21 protein-coding genes are annotated in these 21139 nt (G+C 42.0%); 20 read left to right on the top strand and 1 reads right to left on the bottom strand.

Annotated features, from left to right (window positions below; all coding sequences use genetic code 11):
• The first annotated feature begins 506 nt into the window (after positions 1-506).
• The 14 genes from tig to NXH67_RS07790 all read left to right on the top strand — a co-directional run bounded on the left by tig (position 507) and on the right by NXH67_RS07790 (position 15213).
• Positions 507-1739 (top strand): trigger factor, encoded by a 1233-nt coding sequence (gene tig, locus NXH67_RS07855; protein WP_272797015.1) that lies wholly within the window; start codon positions 507-509, stop codon positions 1737-1739.
• A 22-nt stretch (positions 1740-1761) separates the two neighbouring features.
• Entirely contained in the window at positions 1762-3147 is a 1386-nt protein-coding gene (gene asnS, locus NXH67_RS07850) for an asparagine--tRNA ligase (RefSeq protein WP_272797014.1), read from the top strand.
• Between the two features lie 283 nt (positions 3148-3430).
• The gene (locus tag NXH67_RS07845) at positions 3431-4774 is read left to right on the top strand and encodes a C40 family peptidase (RefSeq protein ID WP_272797013.1); all 1344 of its coding nucleotides are present in this window, start codon (positions 3431-3433) and stop codon (positions 4772-4774) included.
• Position 4775: 1 nt separating this feature from the next.
• Positions 4776-5588, top strand: a complete 813-nt coding sequence (locus NXH67_RS07840; protein ID WP_022779946.1) for an alpha/beta hydrolase — start codon at positions 4776-4778, stop codon at positions 5586-5588.
• Positions 5589-5767: 179 nt separating this feature from the next.
• Positions 5768-7330: a glutamine-hydrolyzing GMP synthase gene (guaA, locus tag NXH67_RS07835; RefSeq protein WP_272797012.1), complete on the top strand. Its 1563-nt coding sequence runs from the start codon at positions 5768-5770 to the stop codon at positions 7328-7330.
• Between the two features lie 566 nt (positions 7331-7896).
• Positions 7897-8709, top strand: a complete 813-nt coding sequence (locus NXH67_RS07830; protein WP_272797011.1) for a hypothetical protein — start codon at positions 7897-7899, stop codon at positions 8707-8709.
• Between the two features lie 41 nt (positions 8710-8750).
• Positions 8751-9236 carry an NUDIX hydrolase gene (locus NXH67_RS07825; protein ID WP_272797010.1) on the top strand — a complete coding sequence of 162 codons (486 nt, stop codon included), beginning with the start codon at positions 8751-8753 and terminating at the stop codon, positions 9234-9236.
• An 11-nt stretch (positions 9237-9247) separates the two neighbouring features.
• A complete protein-coding gene (locus NXH67_RS07820; RefSeq protein ID WP_330676641.1) occupies positions 9248-9808 on the top strand; it encodes a GNAT family N-acetyltransferase in 561 nt (186 codons plus the stop codon).
• Between the two features lie 6 nt (positions 9809-9814).
• Positions 9815-10561: a class I SAM-dependent methyltransferase gene (locus tag NXH67_RS07815; protein ID WP_272797009.1), complete on the top strand. Its 747-nt coding sequence runs from the start codon at positions 9815-9817 to the stop codon at positions 10559-10561.
• Positions 10562-10797: 236 nt separating this feature from the next.
• A complete protein-coding gene (locus NXH67_RS07810; RefSeq protein ID WP_272797008.1) occupies positions 10798-11268 on the top strand; it encodes a GNAT family N-acetyltransferase in 471 nt (156 codons plus the stop codon).
• Positions 11262-11894 carry a class I SAM-dependent methyltransferase gene (locus NXH67_RS07805; protein WP_272797007.1) on the top strand — a complete coding sequence of 211 codons (633 nt, stop codon included), beginning with the start codon at positions 11262-11264 and terminating at the stop codon, positions 11892-11894. The genes NXH67_RS07810 and NXH67_RS07805 overlap by 7 nt, the downstream gene beginning before the upstream one ends.
• A gap of 263 nt (positions 11895-12157) precedes the next feature.
• The gene (locus NXH67_RS07800) at positions 12158-12562 is read left to right on the top strand and encodes a tetratricopeptide repeat protein (RefSeq protein WP_272797006.1); all 405 of its coding nucleotides are present in this window, start codon (positions 12158-12160) and stop codon (positions 12560-12562) included.
• Positions 12563-13402: 840 nt separating this feature from the next.
• Positions 13403-14236 (top strand): hypothetical protein, encoded by an 834-nt coding sequence (locus tag NXH67_RS07795; protein ID WP_272797005.1) that lies wholly within the window; start codon positions 13403-13405, stop codon positions 14234-14236.
• Between the two features lie 35 nt (positions 14237-14271).
• Positions 14272-15213 carry a GNAT family N-acetyltransferase gene (locus tag NXH67_RS07790; RefSeq protein ID WP_272797004.1) on the top strand — a complete coding sequence of 314 codons (942 nt, stop codon included), beginning with the start codon at positions 14272-14274 and terminating at the stop codon, positions 15211-15213.
• A gap of 58 nt (positions 15214-15271) precedes the next feature.
• On the opposite strand, the gene NXH67_RS07785 is transcribed toward NXH67_RS07790, so the two are convergent.
• Positions 15272-16075, bottom strand: a complete 804-nt coding sequence (locus NXH67_RS07785) for a hypothetical protein (RefSeq protein ID WP_272797003.1) — start codon at positions 16073-16075, stop codon at positions 15272-15274.
• 69 nt (positions 16076-16144) lie between these two features.
• On the opposite strand from NXH67_RS07785, the gene NXH67_RS07780 reads away from it, so the two are divergent.
• The 6 genes from NXH67_RS07780 (at position 16145) to NXH67_RS07755 (ending at position 21139) form a co-directional block, all read left to right on the top strand.
• Positions 16145-17074, top strand: coding sequence for a hypothetical protein (locus NXH67_RS07780; protein WP_272797002.1), 930 nt, complete (start codon positions 16145-16147; stop codon positions 17072-17074).
• Between the two features lie 304 nt (positions 17075-17378).
• Positions 17379-17516, top strand: coding sequence for a hypothetical protein (locus tag NXH67_RS07775; RefSeq protein WP_022779002.1), 138 nt, complete (start codon positions 17379-17381; stop codon positions 17514-17516).
• 28 nt (positions 17517-17544) lie between these two features.
• Positions 17545-18501: an adenosine deaminase gene (locus tag NXH67_RS07770; protein ID WP_272797001.1), complete on the top strand. Its 957-nt coding sequence runs from the start codon at positions 17545-17547 to the stop codon at positions 18499-18501.
• Complete coding sequence (locus tag NXH67_RS07765; RefSeq protein ID WP_272797000.1) at positions 18489-19022, top strand: AAA family ATPase; 534 nt, start codon at positions 18489-18491, stop codon at positions 19020-19022. The genes NXH67_RS07770 and NXH67_RS07765 overlap by 13 nt, the downstream gene beginning before the upstream one ends.
• Before the next feature lie 165 nt (positions 19023-19187).
• Positions 19188-20495: an ATP-binding protein gene (locus NXH67_RS07760; RefSeq protein WP_272796999.1), complete on the top strand. Its 1308-nt coding sequence runs from the start codon at positions 19188-19190 to the stop codon at positions 20493-20495.
• A gap of 191 nt (positions 20496-20686) precedes the next feature.
• Positions 20687-21139 (top strand): LytTR family DNA-binding domain-containing protein, encoded by a 453-nt coding sequence (locus NXH67_RS07755; protein ID WP_272796998.1) that lies wholly within the window; start codon positions 20687-20689, stop codon positions 21137-21139.

The following is a 21139-nucleotide window of genomic DNA, read 5'->3' as shown; positions in this document are numbered from 1 at the left end:
CACAGTAATAAAATTTTGTCATAACCCATCGGGAATTTATGGCACCTCATCTTGCCAGACGCTCTCCTCTCACGCTGTTCGGGACAGTCGAACGTCTGACAATCTGAGGCGCTCATAAATTCGCCTCAGCGTTATAAGACAAACTTTTATTACTGCACGCCATCGTCCCGCCTTCCGCTTTTTTCCCCCTGTGTATCGATAAGCCATAAAAACTTTCGATGCAGAATAAAAGAAATGCTGCAAATGGTCTACATAAGAGGGGGCAGCAATCATCTTGGGGAATAGTTTGGGCTACTGAGTTACCACGTGATAACGATGATGTGATAACATGGTATTAATTATGAGCAAAACAATGAATTGCGCAGCGCTATTTCATTCATCTTTGATGATTTTCATTTTTTTCAGATTCCCCTTTAATAAGAAGATAAGGTGTGGTAGTATAAGAAAGATTATTTGAAAGTATATGTGTGGGCTAACTGTAGACTAGCCTATATGAAGGAGAAATTATGAAAAAGAAATTAGCAGTTTTATTAACAGCTACTGTAATGGCTACAACTGTTGCAGCATGCGGAAAGGAAACAGTTAAGGAAGAGTCCGTAAATACAGAGACTCCCGCAGCAAGTGAGAGTGCTTCAACAGAAGGCACTGAGGCCGCAGCTTCACAGACAGACGGTTTTGATGTAACCGCATATGTTGATGGTCTTGAGACTATGTCACTTCAGGACATCAAGGCTTCCGATTATGCAACACTTACTGAGTATGACGGAGTTACCGTTGAGGTTGCACCTGTCAACGTAACAGAGGAGGATGTTGCAGACTATATCAACAATACACTTACAAGTTCCAATCCTATCCTTAACCAGGTTGACAGACCGGTTCAGGACGGAGATACAGTTAATATCGATTATGTAGGCAAATATGCCGATACTAAGGAGGCATTTGATGGCGGTACAGCACAGGGTGCTGATCTTGTCATCGGCTCTAATTCTTATATCGAGGGCTTTGAGAGCGGACTTATCGGCGCTAAGGTTGGAGAGACCCGTGACCTTAACCTCACATTCCCTGAGAACTACGGAGCAGCCAATCTTGCAGGCAAGGATGTTATTTTCACTGTAACAATCAATACAATCAGCGAGAAGAGCACAGATCTTACAGATGAGTGGGCAGCAGGACTTGGCTATGAGGATGTCAGCAACCTTGAGGAGCTGAATGTCCATGTTAACAAGACCCTCACAGAAGAGGCAGAGAATAACTACAAGCAGGAAGTTGAGAACGGCGTTCTTGAGACCGTTACCAGTGGTACAGAATTTGCAGAGCTTCCCGAGAAGCTTGTCAACAGATATATGAAGCAGCAGGTTGAGCAGCTTAACTACTATGCAACCATGTATTCATACATGTACGGTCAGCAGCTTACAGCTACAGATGTACTTAAGCTTATGATGCAGAGCTCAGGCTTTGCAGGAACTGAGGAAGAGTACTTCAAGAATACAGCCACAGATATGGCCAATCAGTACGTAATGTTCCAGGCAATCGCTGACGAGCAGGGCATCGAAATCACAGAGGCTGATGTTGACTCTTTCCTTAAGGAGAAATACGAGAGCGCTTCTTCAACAGGCTTTAGCTCCTTTGAGGATTACAAGGCTTCTCTTGATCTTGAGCTTTACAGAGAGAACCTCATGGCCGAGAAGGTTATGAGCTTCCTTTCAGAACATGCTAATGTTGTTGAGTCGGCAGAATAAATAATAACTAAGGAGAAAAAAGATGAGAACAAAAATTAAAGAGCTGTTCAGAAACACCTCTGAATACGCTTCCAAAGAAGTGACCATCTGCGCTTGGGTACGAACAAACCGCGCACAGGCACAGTTTGGATTCCTTAACGTAAACGATGGTTCATTTTTCGAGAATTTGCAGGTTGTTTACGATCAGGAACTTAATAATTTTGAAGACATCTCCAAAATAAGAGTTGGTGCCAGCGTTAAGGTAACAGGTAATCTGGTACTTACTCCCGAAAACAAGCAGCCCTTTGAGGTTAAGGCAACAGCTGTTGAGCTTCTTGGCGACTGTCCTGAGAACTATCCTATCCAGCCCAAGCGTCACACAAGAGAGTACCTTCGCAGCGTGGCACACCTTCGTCCACGTACCAACCTCTTCAGCGCTGTATTCCGTATCAGAAGTGTTGCTGCAATGGCGATTCATACATATTTCCAGGACAGAGGATATCTGTATGTTCACACTCCTCTGATCACAGGTGCTGACTGTGAGGGTTCAGATCAGATGTTCAAGATCACAACTCTCAATATGAACGATCTTCCAAGGACTGAGGATGGACAGGTTGATTTCAGCAAAGACCTTTTTGGCAAGCAGTCCTTCATCACCGGTTCAGGACAGCTCCAGGGTGAGACCTTCGCCATGGCTTTCGGTGATATTTATACATTTGGTCCTACCTTCAGAACAGAGAACTCCAACACCCAGACCCATGCCAACGAGTTCTGGATGATCGAGCCTGAGATGGCTTTCTGCGATCTTGAGGGCCTTATGGACATCGAAGAGGATATGCTCAAGTTTGTTGTTAAGTATGTATGCGACAAGTGCCCTGAAGAGATCAATTTCTGCGACCAGTTCGTATCCAAGGGACTTAAGGACAAGCTTAACGATATTGTTAATGCTCACTTCACACGTATCAGCCACCACGATGTAGTAGATATCCTTAAGAACGCTGATGTTAAGTGGGAGTTCCAGCCTGATTACGGCGAGGACATTGCTAAGGAGCATGAGAAATACATCGTTGAACACTTTGGCGGCCCTGTATTTATCACTGACTGGCCGAAGGACATCAAGGCATATTACATGAAGGTTAACCCTGACAACAAGACTGTTGCTGCAGTTGATCTTCTTGTTCCTCAGGCAGGCGAGCTTATGGGCGGCAGCCAGAGAGAAGAGAATCTGGACAAGCTCATCGAGCGTATGGACGAAATGGGCGTAGACAAAGAGGGTATCGATTGGTATCTTGACACCAGAAGATACGGCGGCTGCATCCACAGCGGCTTTGGTATGGGATTTGAGCGTCTCATCATGTACTTAACAGGCGTTGAGAACATCCGCGACGTAATTCCTTATCCCAGAACACCCAGAAACTGTGATTTTTAATGATATAGGGGAATAAAGTGGGGCAGGGGCCCCGCGATTTCCGAATTTTTGTAGAATTGCGAGAATGGCGTAGCCATGGAGCAATTCGTATATCATTAAAACATGAAATTATTCATAAATAGTACAGGCTATAGGCATCCCCCTTGCAGGAAATTGCAAGGGGGTCTTTCTTTATAGCGTAGGACATCTTAAGTGGATAGATGATTATTGGTTTGATATACTGTATTTAGTAGTATTTTCATAAGTGCGTATATATTTTGTGATTCATTTGAATCGGGGGAATATGAAGAAAAGAAGTTTAGTTAGAAATAGATTTATGGCAGCTCTGCTTGCTGTCAGCATGCTTGCGGCAAGTCCGTTTTCCTCTTTTGCCACCACCAGCGAGGAGCTTCAGGAGCAGCAAAAGAAGCTTGAGAAGGAAAAGAAGGAACTTGAGAAGCAGAAAAAAGCTGCTGAGAACGAGAAAAATGCCAGTCAGAACAAGCTTAACGAAGCCAATGACAAGATTGATGACATTTCCGATGCGGAGGCGGAGACCCAGGATGCCATTGATGAGACCCAGCAGGAAATCGTGGGACTGATGGCGGACATCGAGCTTATCAAGGAGGATATTGAGGGCAAGCAGGTTCTTATTGAGAAGACCAATGAGGAGTACGAGGCCGCCAAGGCCCAGGAAGAGACGCTCTACGCAGCAATGGTGGACAGGGTTAAGTTCATGTATGAAAAAGGGAATCTTTCCTACATGCAGATTCTTTTGACCGCCACAAGTTATTCGGATGCATTGAACAAGGCTCAGTACGTGGAAGAGCTGTATGAATATGACAGGATCAAGCTGGCGGAATATATAGCAGCCAAGAACACAGCAGAAGCCTACGGCAATCAGCTTGAGGAGGAAAAAGCAGAGCTTGAGGCCTCACAGTACGAGCTTGAAGAGGAGCAGAATTACATGGAGCAGCTCCTTGCGGATTACAAGGCCAAGTATGCGGATTATGAAGTGAAGCTTGCCAAGGCCAAGCAGGACGCAGCTGTCTATACAGCTCAGGTCAAGAGCCAGCAGGCCAGCATTGCAACCCTTCAGAAGCAGCTTGAAGCCAAGCAGAAGGAAGTGGAAGCTGCCAAGAAAGCTGCGGAGGCAGCCAAGGCAGCAGAGGATGCAGCCAAGGCTGAGGCGGAGAAGGAAAACGGCGATAGCGGAACCGTGGCGGATAATTCCGGCAGCGGATCAGGAAGCTCCGGTGGAAACAAGAGCTCCGGCGGCTCGGGTAACACAGCCAATCCCGGAAGTGCCACAGGAGGTAACATAGCTGCATATGCCTGCCGCTTTGTAGGTAATCCTTATGTGCCCGGCGGAACCAGCCTTACCAACGGCGCGGATTGCTCCGGTTTTGTTCAGTCAGTTTACAAGGCCTTTGGAATATCTGTTCCAAGAACATCATGGGCGCAAGGGGCCTACGGCAAAGAGGTTTCCTATGCCAACGCTCAGCCCGGAGATGTCATCTACTACGGCGGACACGTGGGAATCTACATCGGCGGCGGACAGATTGTCCATGCCAGCACCCAGAAGACGGGAATCAAGTACAGTCCCGCCACCTACAGGTCAATTATTTCCGTAAGGAGGTTCTTATAAAATGGCACTTATTCAGGTAAACTATTTATCCAAAAATCTTATGCGCACCGTGCCGGTGAATGTCATTCTTCCGGCTGACAAGTTGGATTACACCACCTTCGACTATGCAATGCCTAAGGGAGGTAAATTCAAGACCCTTTATCTTCTCCACGGAGTATTTGGCAACTACACAGACTGGGTCAGCGGAACCAGGATCCAGAGATGGGCAGAAGAGAAGAATCTTGCCGTGGTAATGCCCTCGGGAGATAACTCTTTTTACCTGAACAGTCCTGTGACCAAGGTGCATTATGCTGATTTCATCGGAAAAGAGCTGGTTAATATAACAAGAAAAATGTTCCCCTTATCTGATAAAAGGGAAGATACCTATATTGCAGGTCTTTCCATGGGCGGCTACGGAGCGATTGTAAACGGACTTAACCATCCCGATACTTTTGGCGCTGTGGTTGGACTGTCCTCAGCCGTACATCTTTTTGACAAGAATATCGGACATCTCGGCCTTGAGTATGCTGTTATGGGGGATGTGGACGAGGCGGCAGGGACCAATATGAACCCGGTTGTTGCTTTTAATGAACTTGTCAGAAACGGCAAGCCTCTTCCCAAGCTCTATATGTCCTGCGGAACTGAGGACGACCTGTATCCTGCCAACATTGAACTCAGAGACTTTTTTGTCAAAAACGGTGCTGACCTTACCTGGGATGAAGAAAAGGGCGGCCATGACTGGGACTTCTGGGATCAGCAGATTAAAAAGGTGATAGACTGGCTTCCTCTTGAGGAGAGCAGCCAGGGCATGAATAGTGGTAATGTACAGAAATAACAGTGCATTGTGCATAGATGACAGACCATCCTGATTGAAAAGGATGGTTTTGTTAGTTATGTTGGTTGTGCAATCGATGGACCTATTGTATAATCAACCCGATTGGGAATGTGCTTTTTCAGATTCCCGTCGTAGTAGTTATGCAGTAATTATGTTTATATAAAACATTGGAGGAAAGCATGGCTTCAGAAGAAAAGGTCATAGTTATCGACTTTGGCGGACAGTACAATCAGCTGGTTGCCCGCAGAGTCAGAGAATGTAACGTCTATTGCGAGATTTATTCCTACCGCACCCCCATCAATCAGATCAAGGCGATGAACCCCAAGGGTATCATCCTTACAGGCGGTCCTAACTCCTGTTATGAGGAGGGCGCTCCTACCTATACCAAAGAGCTTTTTGAACTGGGAATCCCTGTTCTTGGCCTTTGCTACGGTGCGCAGCTCATGATGCTTCTTATGGGCGGTAATGTTGAGAAGGCTCCCGTTCGTGAGTACGGTAAGACCAAGACTTATATCGATGGTGCGAAGGATACTCTTTTTGCAGGCATCGAAGATGACACCATTGTTTGGATGAGTCACTTTGATTATATCAGCAAGATCGCTCCGGGTTTTGAGATTGTTGCCCACACCGCGGATTGCCCTGTTGCAGCCGCAGCCTGGGAGGAGAAGAAGCTCTATGCGATCCAGTTCCATCCCGAGGTTCTCCATACAGTTAAGGGTAAGGAGATCCTTCACAACTTTGTTCGCGGCATCTGTCAGACTGCCGGAACCTGGAGAATGGATTCCTTCGTAGAGAATACTGTTAAGGAGATCAGAGAGAAGGTTGGAGATGGCAAGGTTCTGCTGGCTCTTTCCGGCGGCGTTGATTCCTCTGTTCTTGCAGCTCTTCTTGCCAAGGCCATCGGCAAGCAGCTCACCTGCGTATTCGTAGACCATGGTCTTCTTCGTAAAAATGAGGGAGATGAGGTTGAGGGCGTATTCGGTCCTCATGGTAATTTCGATATTAACTTTATCCGCGTAAATGCGGCAGAGAGATACTACGCTAAGCTTAAGGGCGTCGAAGAGCCTGAGCGCAAGCGTAAGATAATCGGTGAGGAGTTCATCCGTGTCTTCGAGGAAGAGGCCAAGAAGATCGGAACCGTGGATTTCCTTGCTCAGGGAACTATTTATCCCGACGTTGTAGAGTCAGGACTTGGCGGCGAATCCGTTGTTATCAAGTCACATCACAACGTAGGAGGTCTTCCCGACTATGTAGATTTCAAAGAGATCATCGAGCCTCTGCGCTCACTTTTTAAGGATGAAGTTCGTAAGGCAGGTCTTGAGCTTGGCCTTCCCGAATACCTTGTATTCCGTCAGCCCTTCCCGGGCCCCGGACTTGGCATTCGTATCATCGGCGAAGTTAACGCCGAGAAGGTTCGCATCGTTCAGGATGCAGACTACATCTACCGTACAGAGCTTGGTGAGGCCTTCAAGGAAGGCAAGATGCAGAAGCTTCCAGACCAGTACTTCGCTGCCCTCTCCAATATGCGCTCCGTAGGTGTTATGGGCGATGAGCGTACCTACGACTACGCAGTGGTTCTCCGCGCAGTGGAGACCATCGACTTCATGACAGCCGAGGCCACCGAGATTCCTTTCGAAGTCCTCCAGCGCGTTATGAGCCGCATCATTAACGAGGTCAAGGGCGTTAATCGCGTAATGTATGATCTTACTTCCAAGCCGCCCGGGACAGTGGAACTCGAATGATACGTAGAGTATTTGGCGACAACAGACGCTTCTAGAAATCGCTGCTTTTCAAGCGATTTCTAGAAGAGGAGTGATGCAGCAGGCCTGTGATGCTGGTGTTCAAAATGCTTTGCGGGTTATTTGTTGATTTTTTCTATGGTTTGAGTTATATTTTTCTAGATTTCTAATTTTTCTTTAGCAATCTTTTGTGGTGATAGTTGTCTTACCACGAATAAATCCAATGAATAAAGCGACGAGTGTTCGTTGCTTAGCAATAACACTCGGATAACGATTCAATGTACAGAGGAGTGTAGACCTTTTGGGACCATAACACTCAGATGATGCCTACTATTTACAGGGAGTGTCAGTTTTGGACAGTGCAACACTCGTGGATTAAGAGGATTGATATAGGAGTGCTTGCTTGGTATTAAATGTGGTAAAAAAGATAGTTTTGAGCACTTGTAGAAGCAATGTTTACCTGATTGAGTGTTGGACAGGCTTGAAGAGACTCATAATAGACACTTATAAAGCTGGCGGGGAAGTAAAGAAGTGTCAGACAGGAAAAATTAGAAACAGAACTTGGATAAATGGAGGGAAAAGCAATAGAAGACTATTCAATACAATTAAAAGAACAGGCCTCTAAGCTGGAAAATCTGATCAGTGAAACACAGAGGGCTGCAAATGCGATAAAAATACAAGATGATAGACCTGTGAGAATTTCCAAACGAAAGAATGGATATCAGTATTATCTGGAAAAGGATGATGGAAAGTTAGAGTATATAAGAGAAAGCAATATTGATAAAGTAAAAAGAATAGTGCAGAGGGACTATTATAACGTAGTGCTTGATAAGCTTCTGACTATGAAATATAGGATTGAAAGATTTTTGAAACTTTATGATATTAGCTCAATCGAGGATGTATATAATAATTTGAGCGATGCAAGAAAGGCATTGGTCAAGCCCTTGATACCAACAGATGAGAGCTATATTAGTGAGTGGCGTTCAATGAATAGGGGCGGAATGAATCCTTTCCCGGAAGAAGGACTGTATCAGACATTACGCGGAGAAAAAGTTCGTTCGAAGTCAGAAAAAATACTCGCAGATTTATTTGCTAAGTACGAAATACCTTATAGTTATGAGACGCAAGTGATATTGAATGACGGAAGAACAGTGTATCCGGATTTTGCTTTGCTAAATGTAAGAACGAGAAAGACAATCTATTGGGAACACTTAGGACTAATAACTGATGGCGAATATGCTAAAAATGCATTATTAAAGTTGCATATATATGAGCAAGCAGGGATAGGTATTGGCAAGGACATGATTATCTCTATGGAGTCTGTGAAAATACCGCTAAATTTGAAATATGTAGAAAAGAAAATCAAGGAATATTTGATATAATTGAATTCAACGTTGGAGGAATGCTATCCGGGAGGATATTTATGGAACAATGGGATGCCTATGATGCAAAACTAAATAAAATCGATGGAATGACCTTGATTCGAGGGGAAGAGGTACCGGATGGAGTTTTTCACCTTGTATGCGAAATAATAGTAAGACACGCTGATGGCACTTATTTGCTTATGCAAAGAGATCCAAGAAAGCATTTAGGTGGAATGTGGGAAGCCACTGCCGGAGGATCTGCACTGCAGGGGGAGGATCCGCTGACCTGTGCACTGAGAGAGCTTTCAGAAGAGACAGGAATTAAGGCGGATAAGCTTACTGAGGTAGGGCGTGTTCTGCATCATCTTCATAGATCAATATATGTGGATTACCTATGCGAGACGGATGCTGATAAAACCAGCGTGATATTGCAGGAAGGAGAAACATCTGCATTTAAATGGGTAACAGCAAAAGAATTACGCTCAATGACACGGGATGAGCTTGCGACACAGAGAATGCTGAATTTCATTGAAGAATTAAAGTGATAAGGAGAGGTATGGGGAAAATGAATCATGTTGGAACACTGCAGCTGGAAACTGATAGATTGATTTTGCGAAGATACACTAAAGATGATGCTTCAGCTATGTATAAGAACTGGGCATCTGATGATGAGGTTACGAAATTTTTGACTTGGCCTACACATGAAAGCCCGGAGGTAACGAGGCAGATTATAGATGAATGGGTGAAAAGCTATTCAAATGAAAACTATTACCATTGGGCTATAGTGCTAAAAGAAAATGGAGATGAGCCTGTTGGCGATATAGCCGTTGTTCATATAAAAGAGAAAGCCTCAGTCGCACATATAGGCTACTGCACAGGAAGGAAATGGTGGAATCAGGGAATCACCTCTGAAGCATTGGCAGCAGTTATTGATTTCCTTTTTGATGTTGTAGATGTAAACCGAATTGAAGCAAGGCATGATGCTAAGAATCCAAATTCGGGAAAAGTAATGAAAAAATGCGGAATGAAGTATGAAGGCACTCTAAGAAGTTCTGATTGGAATAATCAGGGAATTTGTGATGCGTGCTACTATGCATTACTAAAGGCAGAGAGGTAAAGATGAATGGCAAAGCAGAATATTTATGACAACGATGCCTTTTATAATAATTTTAAAAGTATTAGAAGCAATAAGATAAATTTTAATGATGTGATTGAAACACCTATTATTACAGCAATGCTGCCGGATCTGAGTGGAAAAAGGATACTGGATCTTGGCTGTGGAATGGGTCAACATGCCATGCAATACGCAAAATGCGGAGCCGAATCCGTGCTGGGAATCGATATTTCCGATAAGATGCTCGCATATGCCAAAGTTAATAATTCTGCAGAGAACATCAGTTATAGAAAAATGGCTTTTGAAGATATTGCTCACATAGATGAAAAATTTGATGTTGTTACCAGCTCTTTAGCTTTTGATTATGTAGAGAATTTTGGTTTACTGATGAAGAATATCCATAGTCTGTTAAAAGAAGATGGTGCATGCGTGTTTTCTATGTCTCATCCGATTTCTACCGCCTACGATGGCGTTTATGACAGGTATACCAGAACAGAAACTGGTGAGAGATTATATGCCAATTTACACAACTATGGGATAGAAGGAATAAGGCATATAAAGTGGGTTGTAGATGGATATGAGCTTTATCACAGAACTTTTGCGACGTTAGTAAATGATATAGTATCAGCAGGATTTGTTATTGAAGAGTGTCAAGAATCAAGAGTGCCTCAAGATATGATTCGGAAATATCCAGAACAGTTCGGCGGCGTGGTTCATCACCCTGACTTTATTTTCTTTAGATGTAGAAAGGCGTGACCAATTGTTATCAGCATAAGTCGTTAAAGCAGGCAATGATGATCATGGGTATATATGAGGAAATATTACAGGAAGCGATAAAAGACCTGGACGATATCATGAATGTGTCGCCAAAGAGTGCAGATTGGGGACAAGGAATATGGCAGAAAGGGTGGCATGCTTAAACTAACGTTTGAAAAGGACTGCTTGATGTTTAATGGTATCACCTGTAAAAGAATAGGTTAGGAAAAATAAAGATGAAAGAACGAATTATAGATGATGAAATAAAACTAATTCCATATTACAGAAATGATGAGGTATCACTTCCCTGGTATCAGGACCTTGATGTTTGTAAGCAGGTTGATAACAGGGATGAACCATATGATCTGGAGCTTTTGCATTGTATGTATGATTATCTCAGTTCTCATGGAGATTGTTACTATATAGAGTACAAGGGGACGCTGGTTGGAGATGTTTCGCTTAGGGAGAATGCTGAAGTAGCCATTGTGGTATGTAAGGAATATCAGAATCAGCATATTGGAAGACGTTGCATTCAGGATATGCTGAGATTGGCGAAAGAAAAAGGCATGCAGACAGTCAAGGCTAATATCTATTCCTTTAATAGACAGAGTCAGTGTATGTTTGAATCGATAGGATTTAAGAAAACAGATGAAGAGTGGTATGAATTCAAGATAGGTGAAACTGAATCTACGGAGGGTATATGCTAGATAATAGAGGCTTTGATTTATGGGCAGATGGATATGATGCAGATGTAGGGCTTTCTGATGAAGAAGAAAGGTATCCGTTTGCAGGATATAAGAATGTTTTAGGCGGTATTTTTCAAGAGGTTATGACCAAGGAGAATGCCTGTGTTTTAGATATTGGTTTTGGAACCGGTACACTTACTACAAAGCTTTATGAGAATGGGTGCGTGATATATGGTCAAGACTTCTCTGAGCGAATGATTGAGCTGGCTAAGGAGAAAATGCCAGATGCGAATCTGTATCAAGGAGACTTTTCAAAAGGATTAGTCCAAGAGCTTAAGGATTGTAAGTTTGATTTCATCATTGGAACTTATTCCCTACATCATCTTACAGATGAACAGAAGATAGGGTTCTTTTCAGAACTAATAGACAGGTTAAATGAATACGGAAAGATCCTTATTGGAGATGTAGCATTTGAAACAAGGGAAGATCTTGAAAAATGCAAGGCAGAAGAAGGTGGTGACTGGGATGATGATGAGATATATTTTGTTGTGGAGGAAATCAAGAAATCGTTTCCTCAGGTAAGATTTGAGCAAAAATCATATTGTTCCGGCATTATTATGATAGAAAAGATGTGTGGGAAAAGATAAATGAGATTACCATTACGGAGGGAATAAGAGGGCTTATGAAGATCCGCAAATAGTTCAAGAATGGTTAGACGCACTCATAGAGCTTGATGTAAAGGTAAAAAAGATGTTTGGGTGCTATTGCTTGTATTGTGATAACCAAGCTGTTGGATGGATTTATGATAGTGTTATGAGCTTAAGGGAAGTCGGGCTGGATTATTTGCCAAACGATATCAAGAGGCCTGGCAAGGATGACAAAATCCAGGAATTAGTCATTCCGCTTGATTATGTCAAAGCAGATTGGTTGCCTGAAGCAGTTCAGGACACAGCTAACATTCGAAGAAATAATGGTAAATAGCGTGGAAAGAAATATGAATAAAGATATTCCAGACATACTAATCCGAGCCCAGGAACTCCAAAAGGCGGGCGATTATACATATTCATGTAAATTATATAAGCAGTTTTGGGAGAACAACGATGTTCATCCTTTGCGCTTTAAGGCTTTATTTGAGGTGGCTGATAATTACTATCATGCAGGGGATTACAGATTGGCAATGCAGGGATATCAAGAATTCCTGGATTATTGTTCAAGTCAGCTTGATACTACTGCTGAAGAACGTGGCTGGATTGATGCATACACAAAGTTAGCGCATAGCCGTTTAACGACAATAGGGGAATGTAATCACGTCTAACTATAATGAAAATTATTTGTGTATTTTTGATATTTCAACATATGTTTGGAGATGTTAGTATTTAGTTACATCGAAGAGATGTATTGGTTTCCTTACCAAGCGAAATGGGAACTTTATCAGATGGGAGCCCTACCGGCGAAAAGGAATTTTACGAGCTGCGTCATGCGACGTAGCTCGTTATTTGTTATTTAGGAGCATGATTACTTGAAGAAACTGAACTTTTACTACATTGAGCTTGAGTGATAAACCGCCTTCCCACAGAGAGGGCATTGTAGCAAAAAACGGATACCTGTCAAGGACAAGCTATCGTGCGCATAGGCGCATCCTTGACAGGTATCCGTTTTTTGCATTTTGGTGGTCAAGGGGGAAGGCGGAAATAGCTAGCCTTTACTTTCATGTTTTTTTGCTGTATAGTATGCATTGTATTTTCAAGAGAATTCTTTTTTCAAAGTATCTTTTGAAGTGGTTGCTCTTTCTGGAGCGGCCAGGATTTCACTTGTTGAGTATTTTTGTAGATTATACAGATAGAACCAGGAGATTTGTGTTATCTATCTGCAAGTAAATGCATTTAACAATTATTATGACGGATAGCTTGGTTGTTTTGGCACAACCTATCTGTATAAAAGAGAATTATGTTGAGAATGTTGGCGGATAGCTGAGGCAATCTGTGCGGTTATATCTGCTGGAGTTTCGAGATATAGAGCGAAATTGACGGATAGATAAGTTGGTTTTTGGAATCATATCCGTTTGAGCGAGCTGATTAAAGAATTTACGACGGATATGAGAAGGATAATTTCCGAATCTATCTGTCAATATAACTAATACTAAGGGGAAATGATAATGACAGTAAAAACGTATAATGAAATTATTGGAGCAAATAAAGAAAAAGAGCTTCTTGAAGCGCTAAAGGCGAGAAACTTATACCTAAAAAAGATAATCACTGAAAAAGAAAAGACAATAGCCAAAGCGCCGGAAGGGCTATTACGGATCTCAAGAAGTGGAAATCGTATTCAGTATTATTATAGAACTGATCCGAAAGACTTTAATGGAGAGTACATTAAAGATGATAATTGCCAGTTAGCCTGTAAACTTGCCCAGAAAGACTATGATTCAAGAGTATTAAAGATTGCAGAGGCAGAAATAAAGCTAACAAAAAAATATGAAAAACTTCTAGAAAAAAATATGATATCCGACGTCTATGAATCATTACATGACGGCAGGAGAAGGTTGATTGTTCCGATAGAACTATCTAGTGAGCAATTCGTTGAGAGGTGGACCAGCGTGAGGTATGAGCCGATGTCAGTCAGCGAGGATATAAGCTTTTATTCAACTTGTGGAGTCAGGGTAAGATCCAAGTCAGAGCTGATTATTGCTAACATGCTTGAGCAAAAGGGCATCCCTTATCGTTATGAATATCCAATCACCCTAAAGGGACAGGAAACGGTTCGTCCTGATTTTATGTGCCTAAATGTGAGTACAAGACAAGAGTTTATATGGGAACATTTTGGAATGATGGATAACATAGCTTATGCCAACAAGAATGTAGCGAAGATTAATACCTATGAACAGAATGGATATTTTCAGGGAAAAAACATGATAATGACATTTGAAACTTCTCAACATGCCTTAAGTTCTAATATAATAAAGGCTATGATTGAAAATTACCTAGTTTAGTTAAAGCTCGCTGGGGGCAGGAGGACTTAATATAGATGGAGGATATGTTGGCACAGAATAAAAGCGGATGGACGCTGCTTGAATATTTAAAGGTCAGTGAGGAAGAAATAGAGAACTACGATCCGGTTACAGGTGCGTTTGCTGTTATATCTGTAAATGGTGAATTTCTTATTGGATATAATTCCTGGAGAGGGCAGTGGGAATTTCCTGCTGGAAGAATAGAGCAGGGAGAAACAGCCCGTGAGGCAGCGATTCGTGAGTTGTTTGAAGAGACGCATCAGACACAAAGGGATTTGGAATTTGCTGGGTTGTTTAAAGTCAGAGATTGCAGGGGAATTATCAAATATCAGGCAGTATTTACCGGTGAATTATCAGAACTGCAGCCATTCATTCACTCTGAAGGAGATGAAATGGAACGAATCCGTCTGTGGGATTTAAAGGAAGATATCGGTTATGTTGACGAATGTGATCTTAAGATGGCCGAGATGACTGCAGGCAATAGAGATAGAGCCATTTACCTTACTTCGATGACTCCGGAAATGTATCACAGATATTTTAAAGAATATGAAAATGACCCGGATCTATGGCTTGATAAAACAAAGTACGTTCCGTACGAGTACAGTGAGGAAAAGGTTGATCAATATATTAAACGCCAGATGACGCTTAAGAGAAAAACTCTTGCAATCATGCACGGCGAAGAGATTGTCGGGGAAGTAATCATAAAAAATATAGAAGATCATACTTGCGCTACATTAGGAATATGTTTGAAAAACGGAAAGTATAAAGATCAAGGCATAGGGACGCAGGCAGAGAAGCTTGCTGTGGATTATGTTTTTAATGAATTGGATATACCAACGCTGTATGCAGATTCCATACAACCCAATACGAGAAGCCAGCATGTTTTGGAGAAAGTTGGCTTTAAATATGTGAATGAGGATGCTGACTTTAAGTATTATCAGATAGTTCGGGGGGTATAATCACCTGATATAAAAAGCTCAGCTGGTTACAAATTGTAACCAACTGAACTTAAGTTATTTAGTGCCTATCGTCCGGTATGTAGTGATATTTTAATTTACCAACTGTTATGTCCATAGAACCGTCCTTGTTGTAGGTTCCGCTGCCGCCAATACTTGGGAATGTGATGCTTATGGTTCCGTCAGAGTCAATGTGATATGTTCCTGGCATACCGGCCTGATCAACGGTGCCATCTTTTTGGAAATGAAGGTCGTCGCTGGGATCGGGGTGTTCAGGGCAATAGTATGTGCCTTCAAGAAATGTAACGTTCTTTTCTACGTCAGAATTATCGTAATCCTTATCGCGCTCCATGTGATAGACACTATATCCAAATGTAAAATCGATAGTATCAGTGAAGGGGTCATAATTTCCTTTACCGGTAAGCGTGCCAATATTTACAGTGAAGTTACAGTCAAAATCGATGTAATATGTACCGCTGCCATCAGACGGAGTATCTACAGTACCATCTTCAAAAAACTCAAAAGCAAGAGATTCTTCATTTTTATTTGTGCAGACATATCTGCCGGTAAGCCAGGTTGCGTATTCATCACCATCTGTGACATATGAATCTCCAACAGCACCATCCCCAATAGGTGCATCGCCAACCGGTTCTTCTGCAATCTGCTCTACAATAACAGGTTCAGATGTTGCTTCCGCAGCTGCATTTGTTTCAGGTGATGCGGGAACAGTCGCAGGAGCCTGTTCATCAACAATAGATGCCTGCTCGCTGCTGGCAGAGACGGTCTCTGCTTTTTCACCGCATCCTGCTAATGACATGGTCATAAGGACGGTCAAAGCAGCTGCAGTAATTGCTTTTCTTCTCATTAAATTTTCCTCCAACTGTTACTTTTTTCAATTTAATGAAGATTTTGGCTCCTGAGCCGGGTTTTGTCAATGGTTTCCGGGTTTTTTATATATAGATACCTCCCATTTTTAGATGAATTAGTAGAAGCTGCCACAGCCGTTAAAAGCCAAACAGGCGCCACTGTTAAGTGCGCCGGAAACATCTGGGATATAACAGAGGTTGAGTGGCTGAAAACTGTGGATGATGTTTACTGTCTTCTGTACGAGGCGGAGGAGGGAATCCAAAATCTGTGTAAAAGAATCGCAGCAGAATCAGACATTTATACTGAAGAAAGCTTTCGCAAAAGTGTCCAGATTACTCTGACAGACGAGGGCGAATTATCAACATATAGAGATGGAGTAATAAGACTACTTCAGCCAATTGCTTTCGTTCATGAGTATATCCATCATACGTTAAACTATTCCTTTAAGGAAGGCTGGATTGCTGAAGGGCTGGCAGTATACTACAGCAGGGACTATGAGGAGGCCTATGTGCGTGGTCATAACATGTTTGGTGACTCCTTCCAGAAATGGTATGAAGAAGGCATTATAGATGATGAATCCATGGCAAAAATGGAACAGGATGGAGCCGCAGAATATGAATTGACAATAGTAGATTACTATCAGAAATTGAGAGAAAAAGATAAGGATCAGAATAATCAGTATACCTGCTATGAATATGCAAATGGTCTTACCGATCTGACTTTCTTTGGAACGGAAACCCGTGAGAATCTGAAGTATATAAAAACAATAAGAGACGTATACGACATAGCCGGTAACATGGAAAAAATGGATGACCTTGGATTTGACCTTACCTACCAAGCAGCCATGGTTATCACAGAAGACCTTATCGCAAAGTATGGCCTTGATAGCCTTGTTGAATCCTCGGGTTCCTTTGAGGAAGATTTTGGAGTGACTTCAGACGAATACATCCGGAACTATATAGACAACAAAATGTATATGCACTTTTTAGAGGAGTAAAGTTTGAAGTATTCTATTTTTTCAGGGTCAGATAAAGGAGGATTACAAAATGGCCAGATATCGGGAGGTTCATACAGAAAAGGAAGCAAAGCGATTTGCAAGACGATAAAAATTGACAAGACGGTGGTGGCACTTACCAGAAAAATACAGAGTCTATCGTAGAATATCTGGAAGCAAAGGACAATGAAAAAGCGGTTTGACTTTATTGAAAGAAGAGAGTTCTGAACTCTCTTTTTTTCTGCATTTAGATATAGTATCATCAAGAGGATACAGTAAACATCAGCGTTTCTGGAGGGGGACGATAGTGGATAAAAAGAAACAATCAAACGAAGAGAGAGCAGAGGCTACAACCGGTTATGATCCGGAATTTGAAGGCTTGGATAATCCACTCAAGGAAGCGCTGTGGATGAGCCTTGATGAGATCAGTTATCCCGGAAACTAAAACAGAGAATAACCGATTAGGAGAAAAAATGGAATTCATAGATGCACTCAAGCAGGGCAGCCTTGCGGATATACGTAAATGTCCCAAGGCAGACCTGCACAATCATTTTGTGCTGGGCGGGAACAGAAGTTTTTTGAAAGAGCATACCGGAAGAGATATTCAGCCAATTACGCAGCCACTCCATTCCATGGATGAAATGCATGCCTGGAATGCTCAGAATATAGGAGATTATTTCAACTCGCCTGAAGGCCGTAGAATGCTTATTAAGGCAACCTTTGCTCAGGCAAAAGAGGATGGAGTTACTATTCTGGAAATTGGCGAAGATGTCTGGGGACTTGGAGAGTTCTTCCATGGAAATATAGAAGAGCTCGTGGAGGCGTTTGAATCTGCACACAAGGAAATTGCTCCTGAGATTGAGCTGCGGCTCCAGATAGGAATGTCAAGGCATTGCGACATAGCATATCTTGAGGAATGTTTATCACATTTTTGGGGATGCAAAGCGTTTTACTCAATTGACCTTTATGGGGATGAGCTTGCTCAGCCAATAGAGAATTTCAAATCTATCTATCGACGCGCAAAAGCCGAAGGACTTAGGTTAAAGGCCCATGTAGGTGAGTGGGGAACTGCAGACGATGTAAGACGTGCAGTAGAATGTCTGGAATTGGATGAGGTTCAGCATGGCATTGCAGCTGTAGAGGATCCCTCTGTGATTCGCTTCCTCGCAGACAATCACATCAGACTGAACATTACTCCTTCCAGTAACTATCTTCTGGGAAGGGTAAAAGATCTGAAGTCACACCCTATTGCGGAACTTTATCGAAACGGTGTAGACGTAACTATTGGTTCTGACGATGTCTTGATCTTCGATTCGGATGTTTCCAAGGAATATCTTCGTTTGTATCAGAGTGGATGCCTGACACCGGAGGAACTGGACGATATACGCAAGAATGGACTTAAGATGAGGAATAAGCCATGGTCATATTGATAACAGGAGCATCTCACACCGGGAAAACGGCTCTTGCCCAGAAGATGCTTGAAAAATATAAATATCCATATGTGTCTATCGACCATATCAAAATGGGGCTGGTCAGAAGTGGTAATACCAAGCTGACTGCTGAAGATTCAGACGCTGTTCTTACAGATTATCTGTGGCCCATAGTTCGGGAGATGGTCAATACAGCAATAGAGAACAGGCAGAATCTTATTGTGGAAGGCTGCTATGTACCTTTTGGCTGGAGACAGGATTTTAGTAAGGACTACCTTGAGGATATCCGTTTTATTTGTCTTGCCTTGACAGATGATTACATAGACGCCCATTTTTCTGATATTAAGGCGCATGCCTCAGATATTGAATCAAGGATTGATGATTCGTACTGCACGGCTATAACTCTCAAGGCTGATAACAAGCAGGTTATCAATGGTTTTAAAGCCGCAGGAGAAGAAGTGATACTCATTGAGTCGGATTATGAGCAAGCTATAAATAACTTATTGACGCGAAGAACTTGAGGAGATGAAAGAAAAGCTTCTTTGCGAACTGGATAAGCTACTTAAAGATTAGGAATAATAAATGTCAAAAAATGTAGAATTCTACAGATTTATTGATTTAGAGTCGGAGGTAATGATAAAATACTAATATAAAAAAATGTAGAATTCTACAATTTAGGAGATTACATGATAAAGAGAGATAAATACCTAAACCAACTTATAAATGCACAAAAAAATGGTTTCCCTAAGATTATTACCGGCATAAGGCGATGTGGGAAATCATTTTTGCTAAAAGAAATATATAGAGAATACCTGATAAATAATGGTGTTCAGGAAAAGAACATCCTTGTTATGGAGTTGGACGATGATAGGAATAGCAAATATCGTGATCCCATAGAACTTGGTGAATATGTTCGGAATTATTGTAAGGGTGATGGTGACTATTTTGTCTTTATTGATGAGATCCAAAAGGTATATAAGATAATGAATCCGGTGCTTACAGAAGGAAAGCATGTCCTGGCTGGTGAAGATACCGAAGAAACAGTATCTTTTGTAGACGTTGTCTTGGGATTATCAAGGGAAAAGAACATAGATTTGTATGTTACAGGATCTAATTCAAAAATGCTATCTTCCGATATTGTTACGGAATTTAGAGACAAAGCAACTAATATTGCGTTGGCACCGTTATCCTTTGAAGAATACTTTGAGTATGTAGGAGGATCAGCAACAGATGCGATTTATTCATATATACAGTATGGAGGAATGCCTCTTGCTGTTTTAAAGAGCGATGAAGAAAGAAAAGAATATCTTAAGAACCTTTTTCAGACTACATATTTCAGTGATATTGTGGAGCGAAATCATCTAAAAAAGAGCGAAGCATTGGATGAACTATGCAACATAATCAGTTCATCAACGGGTTCATTGCTAAACGCTGATAAGATTGCAAATACATTCGTGAGCGTACGACATGAAAAAATAAACAGAACGACTGTGGAAAATTACATAGCATACTTTAAGGATGCCTTTTTGCTCCGAGAAGCGTCACGATATGATCTTAAGGGTAGGAAAGAGATTGGAGCATTAAGAAAGTATTATTTTTGCGACACGGGACTTCGAAATGCCAGGCTTAATTTTGCTTTTCCTGATGAGGGACAGATGCTGGAAAACATCGTTTATAATGAGCTTTGTTATAATGGCTATACTGTAAACGTTGGAGCTTTTGATTCTGTTGAAAAAGATAAAAAGGGAAAGTCTGTTAGAAAAACTAATGAAGTAGATTTTTACGCCACAAAGGGAGTGAGATCATACTATATCCAAGTAACCACGGACATATCAAATGCTGATACAAAGGCAAGAGAGATAAGGCCATATATCATGCTGAATGATCAGGTTCAGAAGGTGTTGGTGATCAATAGGCCTGTTAACGAAACCAGAGATGAGCATGGATATACGGTTATAGGGATTGCAGACTTTTTGCTAAGATTTATAAAGTAATGTATATCCGGGGAGTATGATTACACCAAAATCAGAAAGGTGCTAAATGCGAACTGAAAAAGAAATAATAGATAATGATGTGCCCGGAGAAGTTGAATGATGGCATCTCATCCACGTAAATGTACCTGTTATTCGTAACCTGTTGATGGAGCAATGCTTGCATAGTATAAAGGACACATGGAGGCAGATAATTGAAGCTTTTTGTACGGGAAAATCAAAATCTGGCAGAGACGGAAGTGGAAATAAGGTGCAGGGAGAGGGACGGCGAAGTCGAGAACCTCATAAGCGCCATTAATTCCGCTTCAAATGTCGTCATAGGGGAAAAAGAGAGCGGAGACAAGGTGCCGGTGTATCTTACGAAGGTTCTCTATTTCGAGGCCGTTGACAGAAACGTTTATGCCTGCACGGATTCGGATATCTATAGGGTCAGGAAAACCATGTACGACATAGAGGACATGGTGGCAAATGACCATTTTGTCCGTATTTCAAAATCAGTAATTGTCAACATCAGAGCTGTCAGGAGGATATCTCCCGATAGCGCAAGGCGCCTTAAGCTCCTTCTATCAAGTGGTGAATGGGTTGTGGTTTCCAGAAACTACGTGGAAGACTTTAGGCGTGGCATTGGAATGAAAGGAGACAGCTGA

Source organism: Butyrivibrio sp. DSM 10294 (assembly GCF_028539135.1).
Taxonomy (GTDB): Bacteria; Bacillota; Clostridia; order Lachnospirales; family Lachnospiraceae; genus Butyrivibrio.
The sequence above is the reverse complement of the archived record's forward strand: the minus strand, read 5'-3'. Positions and strand labels throughout refer to the sequence as shown.

Excerpts from the sequence above, each read along its gene's own strand:
- tig (WP_272797015.1), top strand. The coding sequence starts at position 507 with ATGAAAAAGAAATTAGCAGTTTTATTAACAGCTACTGTAATGGCTACA.
- asnS (WP_272797014.1), top strand. The coding sequence starts at position 1,762 with ATGAGAACAAAAATTAAAGAGCTGTTCAGAAACACCTCTGAATACGCT.
- NXH67_RS07845 (WP_272797013.1), top strand. The coding sequence starts at position 3,431 with ATGAAGAAAAGAAGTTTAGTTAGAAATAGATTTATGGCAGCTCTGCTT.
- NXH67_RS07840 (WP_022779946.1), top strand. The coding sequence starts at position 4,776 with ATGGCACTTATTCAGGTAAACTATTTATCCAAAAATCTTATGCGCACC.
- guaA (WP_272797012.1), top strand. The coding sequence starts at position 5,768 with ATGGCTTCAGAAGAAAAGGTCATAGTTATCGACTTTGGCGGACAGTAC.
- NXH67_RS07830 (WP_272797011.1), top strand. The coding sequence starts at position 7,897 with ATGGAGGGAAAAGCAATAGAAGACTATTCAATACAATTAAAAGAACAG.
- NXH67_RS07825 (WP_272797010.1), top strand. The coding sequence starts at position 8,751 with ATGGAACAATGGGATGCCTATGATGCAAAACTAAATAAAATCGATGGA.
- NXH67_RS07820 (WP_330676641.1), top strand. The coding sequence starts at position 9,248 with ATGGGGAAAATGAATCATGTTGGAACACTGCAGCTGGAAACTGATAGA.
- NXH67_RS07815 (WP_272797009.1), top strand. The coding sequence starts at position 9,815 with ATGGCAAAGCAGAATATTTATGACAACGATGCCTTTTATAATAATTTT.
- NXH67_RS07810 (WP_272797008.1), top strand. The coding sequence starts at position 10,798 with ATGAAAGAACGAATTATAGATGATGAAATAAAACTAATTCCATATTAC.
- NXH67_RS07805 (WP_272797007.1), top strand. The coding sequence starts at position 11,262 with ATGCTAGATAATAGAGGCTTTGATTTATGGGCAGATGGATATGATGCA.
- NXH67_RS07800 (WP_272797006.1), top strand. The coding sequence starts at position 12,158 with ATGTCAAAGCAGATTGGTTGCCTGAAGCAGTTCAGGACACAGCTAACA.
- NXH67_RS07795 (WP_272797005.1), top strand. The coding sequence starts at position 13,403 with ATGACAGTAAAAACGTATAATGAAATTATTGGAGCAAATAAAGAAAAA.
- NXH67_RS07790 (WP_272797004.1), top strand. The coding sequence starts at position 14,272 with ATGGAGGATATGTTGGCACAGAATAAAAGCGGATGGACGCTGCTTGAA.
- NXH67_RS07785 (WP_272797003.1), bottom strand. The coding sequence starts at position 16,075 with ATGAGAAGAAAAGCAATTACTGCAGCTGCTTTGACCGTCCTTATGACC.
- NXH67_RS07780 (WP_272797002.1), top strand. The coding sequence starts at position 16,145 with ATGGTTTCCGGGTTTTTTATATATAGATACCTCCCATTTTTAGATGAA.
- NXH67_RS07770 (WP_272797001.1), top strand. The coding sequence starts at position 17,545 with ATGGAATTCATAGATGCACTCAAGCAGGGCAGCCTTGCGGATATACGT.
- NXH67_RS07765 (WP_272797000.1), top strand. The coding sequence starts at position 18,489 with ATGGTCATATTGATAACAGGAGCATCTCACACCGGGAAAACGGCTCTT.
- NXH67_RS07760 (WP_272796999.1), top strand. The coding sequence starts at position 19,188 with ATGATAAAGAGAGATAAATACCTAAACCAACTTATAAATGCACAAAAA.